The sequence below is a fragment of the Pseudomonas sp. C5pp genome, from assembly GCF_000814065.1.
Classification (GTDB): domain Bacteria; phylum Pseudomonadota; class Gammaproteobacteria; order Pseudomonadales; family Pseudomonadaceae; genus Aquipseudomonas; species Aquipseudomonas asiatica.
The window spans coordinates 1-9,507 of sequence record NZ_JWLN01000066.1; the positions used below are offsets into that span (position 1 = coordinate 1).

A 9,507-nucleotide genomic window follows, 5' to 3' on the forward strand; every position below is an offset into this window, starting at 1 on the left:
GTAAAACCGGCATACCCGGAGTACCTGATGAAACACATTCGCCGGTCCTGCGGCCGCTGCGCGCCCGATCGCGACACAAGGCCGCTCCTACAGGGATTCGCGCCGGGATTCGCGCCAAATTTGGCGTCGGCATTGGCGAAGTACTGCGCATGATGCTCACCGCCCTGCCAAAGGCAGTGCCAGCAACTGCATGCGCTGGGTAATCGCCGCCGGCGGTGCATCCGGGCGGATCTTGCTCCAGCGCTTGCCGGCCACATCGCCGGCAATCAGCTGTGTCGAATGCTGCTCGGGGCTGGGCAGGAACTGGCCGATGCGCCCGAGCACCAAATCGACATTGGCCTTGTCACCGGTCAGGAACAACCAGTTGGGCCCATCCACGCCCTGCTTCCCGGCAAACGCCTTGAGCACTTCGGGGGTGTCATTGAGCGGGTCGCTGCTGATCGACACGAAGGTCACCTGGCTGGCCAGCTGCGGCCCCATGGTCTCGCGCACTTCGCGCAACTTGCGGGTAATCAGCGGGCAGGCGTCGGTGCAATGGGTGAAGATCACGTTGAGCATCACCACCTTGTCCTTGAGCACATCGCTGTAGAAGCGCAGCTCGCGGCCATTCTGGTCCTTGAGCACGGTGTCGGTGAACCAGGCCTGGGCATCGCGGGTACCGCCGCCACTGGTCATCGCCTGCGGTGCCGGCTGCGGTTCTGGCGCCTGCGGGGCATGGCCTTCATGGGCGAAGGCCACCGAGGCGAGGATCCACAGGCAGCCACCCAGCATCAGCCAGTCAAAAGCGCGCATGCCTGCGCGGCGGGAGCTTACCTGGCTCATGGTTGCACCTCGTGATGGTCAGCAATCGCCGTGCTCTTGGCATGCACCCGGCGGGCGCCTAGGCGGTTGATTTCGTCGATCAGCACTGCCGGGTCGGTGAAGCCGTAGTAGCGCGTCCAGTGGCCGGTGCGCCCGTCCCCCACCAGAATCAGCGGCGGGTGCTGGCTGAGGTCGGCGCTGAAGCTGCCCAGGCCCTTGAGGGTTTCGCTGATGGCATATGGCGTGCCGGTCAGCCAGCTCCAGCCCGGCCCCTTCTGGAAGGCCTTGGCGTAGTCCTGCAGGCGCTTGGCGTCGTCACGTTGCGGGTCGACGCTGATCGATACCAGGTGAATGTCTTGCCCCACCCGGCCACCCAGTTGCTGCTGGACCTTGCCCATGATCGACGACACCACCGGGCACACCGTGGTGCAACTGGTGTAGATAAAGCCCATGACCACCAGGTGGTCGCCCACCAGGTCTTTTTCCAGGCGTACCGGCATGCCGTCCTGGTTCAGCAGCGAGACATCGGCAAAGCGCACGCTGGCCTTTTCCTGGCGCGCCGCCGGCGGCTGTTCGGCGTGGCCGTTGTGGTCGTGGCCGCCATGGGCCAGGGCCAGGTTGCCGGCAAAAGCCAGGCTCAGGGCCAACAGTGTGCAAGCATGCTTGGCGTTCATCGCAGATTCCTCACGTCATTATCGGAAACGGTGGACGTTGCGGCCGGCAGCACGCGCAGGCTGGTGTAGTTTTCTTCGGCGAACTTGCGCCCCAGCGACGGCGACTGCACATGCAGGTACCACGCGCCAGCTTCGGGCAGGGTCAGGGCCGCCTGATAGATGCCCTCGCCCACCTCCTCCAGCTGCAGGTTGCGTGGCATCGACGAAGGCGCCAGGAAGTAGCGCAGGCTCAGGTCGCTCAGGCCCAGGCGCGGCAGGCCGTCGTCGCCGACGATGCGCACCCGTGCGGTCACGGCGCTGTGCTGCGACAACGGCCGGTCCAGGCCGATGAACTCGGCATGTGCGCCCTTGCGCTTGCCGGCATTCGGCGCTGCGACCACATCGGTGCTGAAGCAGTGGATGATCTGCGGCTGGTTGAGCAAAAAGGCCACGTCGAACTTGCCGGCGGCGGGCATCTTCACCGTCGAGCCATACACGCCCGGCGCCAGTTCGCGCAGGCTGCGGTCGACGACGATGGCGGCACGGGCCTGGTGGCCACGGTTGTTGTAGCCGGACATCGGTGCGTTCATGCCTTCGGCGTAGAAGTAGGTGGTGTTGTCCACCGGGTTGACCACGAACACCGAATTGTCGTCGCGCGACACCGACAGCCCCTGAGCCAGCGGCAGGTCGCCAGCCTGGCGTGGTGCCGCAGGGCCGGCCTCGAAGCCCTGGATGATCGGCGAACGCCCTTCGCCCAGGCTGGCCAGGTTGATCATGCTCACCTTCGGTGAAGCCAGGCCGCGCACGTAAGCATAGCCCTTGGTGAAAGTCAGCTGATACGGTTCGGCCGCCACCGGGATCCGGTGGATCAGCTTGTCGGTACTGGCGTCGATCACCAGGGCCTGGTTCTCCAGAGTGTTGAGTACGATGCCATAGCGGCCATCGCTGCTGAAACGCATCGGCCCCAGGCCCTGCTCGGCCTGGACCGTGTGGCGCAGCTGGTGGTTGCGGGCATCGAACACGCGCACGCTGCCCTCCTCGCCATCGACCACGTACACCGCCTGGGACAACGCCGAATAGCTGACCGACAGCGGGTGCGGGCCAACCTTGATGGTCTTCGCCAGGCGCATTTCCGGGATGTCGATCACGCTCAGGGTGCCGCTGTCGCGGTTGCTGACATAGGCGTAGCGGGAGTCACCACTGAAGGCGATTTCGTGGTGGCCGCCGCCGGTGTTGAAGGTTTTCAGGGTGTTGCGCCCCGGTACGTCTATCACCGTTACCCCGCCCTTGGCCGGGTCGCTGCTGTTGTTGCCTACCCAAAGCCGGTGCTGGTCCGGTTGCAGGGCCACGCGCAGCGGCTGGTCGCCAGCGTCCAGGTCGGCCACGCGGGTGAAGGTCTCGGTGTCGATCACCGAGACCTTGCCGCGCTCGGGAATGGACACGAACACCTGCCTGTCGTCAGCGGTGGCTACCCAGTCCATGGGCCGCCCAGGCAGGTCGATGCGGGCCATGGTGCTGGTGACGCCGCCCACCGATACGGTCGGGTCGATCACCGTCAGGCTGGCGTCCTTGTTCATCATCAACAGGAAGTAACTGTTCAGGTCGAGCAAAGGCCGGGCGCCAATGCTGCTTTTGAGGAACAGCGCGACACGGGCCTTGCAGCTCTGGTCGCGGTCGCCCTCCGGGGCCGACTGCGTCGGGTCGAGCCACGCCCCCGGGGCCATGCCCGACAGCGGTTGGCCACTGGCCTGGTCGCTGACCTTGAATCGGATGTTGGCGAAGCTGCCCTCCTGCAGCTCATCCCCCGCCAGCGGCCGGGCCTCGAACTCCACGGTCACACCGTCGCGGCTGAGCCGGTGCGGGGCCTGCGGGTCGGCAGAGCCCTGCAAATACTCGCGCGGATCGCACCACAGGCTTTCATAGGCCACGCCCAGGCCGATCAGCGCTGCCCCCAGTGCTACCCCCATGCATGCAAGGCGGGTCTTCTTGTTCATTTTCGCGCCCCCATTTACCGTCACTGCGCCGGTGCCGTTGCCGGCGGCGCTTCATTGGTCACCCGCAAGATCCCCCACAGCCCCGAGAGGTTGCCGTAGGCGGCGTAGTCGCGGAACAGGTAGTCACCCGCCACCGCGTTGGCGCCGCCGGCACTGGGCAGCATGAAGCTGAAGTGCGCGGCCGGCAGCACGCTTTCCTGGGCACCGATGTACATGGCCATCGGGTTGTAGCCGAAGCGCACCGAGCCGATGCCAGGCAGGCTCAGCGGGTAGCCGTCCACGTCGTTCTTCTCGGCCTGGTAGTTGTGCAGCGGCCACAAGTGGCCATCCAGCTGGTAGACCATGCCGCGGCTGCCACCACTGGGCATCACGATATGGTTGCGCACCGGCTGGCCGGGCTTGGCGTACAGCACCGGGGTTTGCGGGTCGCCACCGACCAGGGCGTTGGCGTAGGCCATGTGGGCATTGGGCACATCGCCAAAGCCCAGGCCACCGGCGCGGCCGAAGGGTGAGTCGGGGGCCATGCCGAAGCGCAGCCACAAGGGTTCGGTCTTGTAGTTGACCGCCATGTTGCCGTTGTCCTGCGGGTCGCCGGCGGCGCCGTTGCCTTCGGTATTGATGCCCTCCACCGGGCGGCCGTCGGCCCAGCGCATGTTCAGCGCGCGCTGCCAGACCGTGACGAAGTCGCGGTAATCCGGCTGGCCGGTGACCTTGACCGTGGCCTGGGCCCGTGTTGCGGTGTCCTCGGTCCAAGTGGCGGTCTGTGGCAGGATGCTCATGGCACCCACCAGGCCTTTCTGCGGCTGCTTGATGAAGTCCGACGGGGTCAGGTTGAGGCCGCCGAACTCGATGGCCGTGGTGTTGATGTTGTCCACCGTGCGGCCCAGCTGCGACACCGGCTTGCCTTCACGCTCCAGGTGGCCGGCATAGTACTGGTAGGTACGGGTCGGCCAGGCGCCACTGGTGCCGGCACGCGGGGCTACGGTCTGCACCGGGTTGAGGCCGACGTTGGCGCCATCGGACTTGGTGATGTCGTAGGCCAGCAGCTGGGCATGCAGGCCCACGTGGCTGGACGGCCGCATCAGGTTGTTGGCAAAGGCGGTGGCACCCTCGCTGTCGAAGCGGTCACGCTTGACCACGTTGTGCATCACCGCAGTGCTGGGCAGGTCCGGCATCACCAGCGGCAGGCGGTTTTCCAGGGTGATGCTGATGCAGTCACCGGCGTTGGCGCGCAGCACCAGGGGCTCCACGGGCACGCCCGCCTTGAGCTTGCCGGTGGTGGCGTCCAGGTCGGCCTTGCGCACGTACAGGATCGCGGTCGGGTCGTGCAGCGGCGCGCTGTGGCCACCGATGGTGAAGGGTTCCCCATCTTCGGGGTCTACCCCACTGACCAGCGGGATGGCGGTCTTGCGGCTGTTGAACACCAAGGTGCCGCCATTGGCCTTGAGCGGGCCACCGACATGCTGGCCGACACCCGCCGGGTCGTTGATGCTGACGCCGTTGCGGTTCTCGAGGATGTCGTTGGCCAGTGCCGCGACGATTTCGTAGCTGCGCTTGACGGTCGGGCGGGTGCCGATGCCGTTGGGGTTGGCCGTGGTTTTCGGGCAGATGCCATCAAAGTTCACGGTGTTGCGCATGGCCACCGGCTGCGGGTTGTTGGGCAGCGGGAACAGGTCGGCACGCTGCGCGGTGTAGTTGCGCATGATGCCCCAGATGCCGTTCCAGTAGCCCTCCAGGGCCGCATCCAGGGAATACAGGTAGTCACCGTTGGTGGCCGCCGAACTGGAGATCATCGACACCGGCGCCATGAAGCCCAGTTGCTCGGAAATACCGATCATCTGCGATGACTTCCAGCCCGAGTTGGAGCTGTTGCCGTAGCCAGTGCCGTTCTGCAGCCACTTCACGCCATGCAAGGTGACGTTGTGCTCCTCTTCATGGCCGCCGGCGTGCATGCGCAGGCGTACGTTGTCACCGGAGTAGGTGCGCAGCATCGGGGTAAAGGGGTCGCCCGGTTCGCTGCCGGCCGCGTTGATGTGCGGCGGGAACAGCGTGGTGCCGCCGGTGGGGCCCACGGCCGAAGTAATCGCCGACGGAGCCAGGTTCATGGCCGGAATCGCCCGGTCGGTACGGGTTTGCAAGGCATAGCTGAGGTCGCCGGCCAGGCCGTCGGCCTGCATGCCACGCTTGCCGTCCGGGCCGACCTTGTTCGGGTCGTACACACGCAGGGCCAGGGGCTCGTTGCGGTAGTTGACGACGAACATGCCCGGGTCATCCACCGAGATTGCCTGCGGGCAGGGCCGGCTTGGGCAGCCCGGGTTGATGCCGCCGCGTTCCTCGACGATGGCCTCCAGCAGGTTCGACGCCTTGCCGCGCACCGGCGGGTTGATGGCGTAGCGGAAGCTGTCGGCGGTGGCCGGGTAGGACTGGGCATTGGGGATGCCGTCCGGCCCGGCGCCGACGTACACACCGGCCTCGTAGGCGTGCTGGAAGTCGCTGTATTCCAGGAAGAACTCGCGGTAGCTGTCGTTCTTGCCGTCACCATCGTGGTCACCGGTCTGGATCACCGCCTGCCACGAGGTCGGGCCACCGTCCTGGCGCGTGGCCGGGTTGTACAGCTTCTCGCCGGTTTCGGCGTGGTACCAGGTGGAGTTGGCCGGTTCGGCCAGTACGGTGGCATACAGCCCAAGCTGCTGGTGGGTCGATGGGCCGAGGTGGTCGTGGGTGAAGATGGTGCCCAGGCCACGGTCGACGTTGTACACGTTCACCAGCGGGTCGGCGAACCAGCGCTGCATGGCCGTGCGTGCGCCCAGCCAGTCGGCCCGGCCGAAGCGGCCGAAGTATGGGTGCTGCCGGGCTTGCGGGCAGGCGGCGGTGCCGTCGCGGCTATCGCCCTGGGTGCAGCCGTTGTAGGCACGAATGGCCTGCACCCGCTCGACCACGCTGCCGGGCGAGAGGATGCCGTCTTCGTAGTTCCAGCCGTTGGCCGAGCCGTCGGCGGCGGTCAGGTCCCACTTGGGCAGGTGGATGTGCTGGCCGATCACGTCGGTCGGGGTGCGCACCTGGTAGTCGTCCATCTCGTAGATGTTCGGGATCAGGTTGGTGTGCTGGTACATGGTGCAGTCGAAGGTGTTCATGCGCATCACCAGTGGCTCTGGCGGGCGCTGCTTGGTGATCACCGGCCAGGCGTCCTCCCACAGGGCGATGATGCGGGCCTGCGGGAAGTGGTAGCCGACCTTGTTGTACACCGCGTCGAACTGGATGTTGGCGCCCTTGTAGATGCGTGGGTGGTCGGCGGTGAAGGCCGAGGAGCCCCGGAAGTTCAGGCCCGAAAGGCTTTCGCCGCTGAAGAACTCGCCTACCCCGGAAGACTGGGTCAGGCGTTTGCCCCGGTCATCCATGCACGGCTCGTAGAACGGCGCGCCGGCAGTCGGCAAGGCGCCATTGGTGCGGAACGCCTTGGCCACCGGCTGGCTGCCGGGGATCAGGGCAAAGCTTTGGTGTTCGGCCTGGGCATGGAACTGCATGGCCGCCTGCTCGACATCGGTGCCCTCTTCCGGCAGGTAGATGGGCTTGGCCTTTTGTACCACCTTGGTGAAATCGAGCTTGGTGGTGGTGGTTTCGGCCTCGCCGCCGGCAGATACGCCGTCCAGCGCGTGGCGCCCCAGGCCGCCATCCCAGCCATCGACCTGGTTCGGGTCAAGGTTGGCCCACAGCGCCTTGCCGCTTTCCTTGAGCTGGCGTGCCATGGCCGGGTCGAGCATGTCCAGTGGCGGGGTTGGTGGGCGGTTGCCCACGCTGCTTTCCATGCCGCCGATCCAGAACGGATAGCCAGGGTTTTTCAAGGTGCCGTCGGCGTTGCGGTTGGCGTCACTGCGGTCGACCAGCGCCAGCGAGCCGATGGCTTTGCGAACCGGCTCCTGGTTGGCTGGTTCTTCATCCTCTTCTTCTTCGGGCTCGTCGTCGTCATTGGCGGCAACCAGCTCTTCGGACAGCTTCGGTACCACCACCACCTTGCCTGGCATCGGCGCCATGGCCTTGCCGGGCAGCGGCACGATGGCCGGGATCGGCGTACCCGCAACGATCTCGCCATCGGGCAATGCCCGCGCGCCAACCGCCGGCTTGCCGCTGCGCAGGGCGAACGGGGTGCTGTGGAAGCCGTTCTCGCCCTGCCCGCTCACTTCCAGGCGGGTGCCTTCCTCGAACACGTCGTGCACCCGCCACATGGCCCACATGCCCTGGGCGAAGTGCGGGTAGAAGTGGCAATGGTAAATGGCATCGCCTGCCACCCGGTTGCGGTTGCCCGCACCGCCGTTGGCGATTTCGTAGGTGTAGCCGCCCCCCGCGCCGATGCCCTGGGCATCGATGTAGTCGGAATTGTCGTCATTGGGGTTGAACAGCCACTGGTGGCCGTGCAGGTGGAAGATGTGCTGTTCATGGCCGTTGTGGGTGTTGCGGAACTTGGTGAAGTCACCAATGTAGCTGTGGTGCACGTTGGCCGGTTCCGCCGGGAACAGGGCCATGCTGGCCTTGACCCCGACGGCGCTGGCCGGTGGCACCTCGCCAGGGCGAATGTGCTCCAGGCCGACGTTGGCCGGCACGTCCACCAGGGTACCGACGTCACCGACAGTGTGCGCACTGAGGAAGAACTCCTCATAGGCGCACGACAGGCAGTCGTGCATCGGCCCCACGCCCAGGCGGTTGGCCACCACTTCCGCGCCCATGCCACCGGAACCGTAGTTGATCATGAACGAGTCGCGGGTGGGTTCCAGTACGTGGCCCATCACCGGGTCGGCCCAGTAGCCAGGGAACGCCTGGGTGCCGGCGACCTCGTCGGCGAACTGCGAGGCAAAGTCACGGAACGCCTCAAGGCGGTTGGGCAGCGCCGGGTTGCGCTTGCCCAGGCTTTCCAGCGGGTAGGTGGATTTGGGGAAGCTGCCATCGGGGTTGGGGCCCATGACGATGGCATCGGTTTCGCTGTTGATGATTTCGTTGCCGTCGACCATGGCAATGATCGGTTTGCCGGCCTTGCCCTCGGCGATCCAGGGTTGCATTTGCGGGTAACGGGCTTCGTAGTCGATCACCGGCTGGCCGGTGGCGGTACGGCCGGTGGTGGCCAGGCGCATTTCTTCTTCGGTGAGGGTATTGCGGTAGGTGCGGCCGAGCTTGGGCACTACCACTACCTGGCCGAACAGGCCGTTGGCAACGTTGCCTGCAGTGCCCTCGCCGCCGAAGGTGGCGGCTTTGCTGGTGGCGGCGAAAGCGCCTTCGCGTTCGGCGTACAAGGTATAGCTGCGGGTGCTGCCGGGGCTGACGAAGAAGTTGCCATTACGCCCGGTGTAGGCCGAAATGTCGGCGATGCTGTTGACCGCCTGCATGCCGTTGACCTGGAAGCCGACCATGCGTTCGGCCACTTGTTCATCGGCGACGAAGCCTTCGGCGGCTTCATTTTCGAGCTCCGGCCCCTCCTCTTCGCCCTCAGGCTCTTCGGCCTCGATGCCGTCCTTGTTGGGGTTGGCCTTGTAGTCGAGCAGGTTGGTCAGGTTGACGGTAAGGCATTCACCGGCGGCCACCCGCAGCACGATGGGCCGCGGGCGCTTGTCCGGGCGCAGGGTGACCTTGCCCGGTACCGCCGCCCCGCCGCTGCTGAGGGGGACCATCTTGTCGTCCACCACATCCTCGCGCAGGGCGAACATCATGCCGTTGGCGTTTTGCGCGCCAAGGCGGTTGAACATCAGTGGCTGGTCCAGCGCCACAACGTTGGCGACGAGGGTGCGCTGGCACTGCACGGCGGCTTCGCTGGTCGACTCCCAGCCGAGCAAGGCCAGAACGAGTGATGACAGGATGGGGCCTTTGAGTGGCATGGACATGCTGCACCTCCGGGACACAGGATCTCTGCGTGGAGCTGGAGCAAGGTGCATGCCAGGAGCAGATTGTTTTAATTTTCAGTAGGTTGCAGCGGCAAACGAAACAGATTGGGGAGGATTCCCCAGCGGCTTTCCCCGAAACGGGGGGTGGGTTGCGGGTGCTCGTCACAAGATTTTCAATGCCTGGGAGATCGG

The 9,507-nt window shown here is 65.8% G+C and carries 4 protein-coding genes; all 4 read right to left on the bottom strand.

Annotated features, from left to right (window positions below; translation table 11 throughout):
- Positions 1 to 156: 156 nt before the first annotated feature.
- The 4 genes from RR51_RS28010 to mnxG are packed head-to-tail and all read right to left on the bottom strand — an operon-like array spanning position 157 to position 9,315.
- Positions 157 to 822: an SCO family protein gene (locus tag RR51_RS28010; protein WP_039615434.1), complete on the bottom strand. Its 666-nt coding sequence runs from the start codon at positions 820 to 822 to the stop codon at positions 157 to 159.
- The gene (locus tag RR51_RS28015; RefSeq protein WP_015270598.1) at positions 819 to 1,475 is read right to left on the bottom strand and encodes an SCO family protein; all 657 of its coding nucleotides are present in this window, start codon (positions 1,473 to 1,475) and stop codon (positions 819 to 821) included. The genes RR51_RS28010 and RR51_RS28015 overlap by 4 nt, the downstream gene beginning before the upstream one ends.
- Positions 1,472 to 3,448, bottom strand: coding sequence for a YncE family protein (locus RR51_RS28020; RefSeq protein WP_039615435.1), 1,977 nt, complete (start codon positions 3,446 to 3,448; stop codon positions 1,472 to 1,474). Before RR51_RS28020 ends, RR51_RS28015 begins: the two co-directional genes overlap by 4 nt.
- A gap of 20 nt (positions 3,449 to 3,468) precedes the next feature.
- Positions 3,469 to 9,315 carry a manganese-oxidizing multicopper oxidase MnxG gene (gene mnxG, locus RR51_RS28025; RefSeq protein WP_039615436.1) on the bottom strand — a complete coding sequence of 1,949 codons (5,847 nt, stop codon included), beginning with the start codon at positions 9,313 to 9,315 and terminating at the stop codon, positions 3,469 to 3,471.
- Positions 9,316 to 9,507: the final 192 nt, after the last annotated feature.

Bases quoted from the DNA above. Each gene is read 5' to 3' on its own strand.
- RR51_RS28010 (WP_039615434.1), bottom strand. From the start codon at position 822: ATGAGCCAGGTAAGCTCCCGCCGCGCAGGCATGCGCGCTTTTGACTGG.
- RR51_RS28020 (WP_039615435.1), bottom strand. From the start codon at position 3,448: ATGAACAAGAAGACCCGCCTTGCATGCATGGGGGTAGCACTGGGGGCA.
- RR51_RS28015 (WP_015270598.1), bottom strand. From the start codon at position 1,475: ATGAACGCCAAGCATGCTTGCACACTGTTGGCCCTGAGCCTGGCTTTT.
- mnxG (WP_039615436.1), bottom strand. From the start codon at position 9,315: ATGTCCATGCCACTCAAAGGCCCCATCCTGTCATCACTCGTTCTGGCC.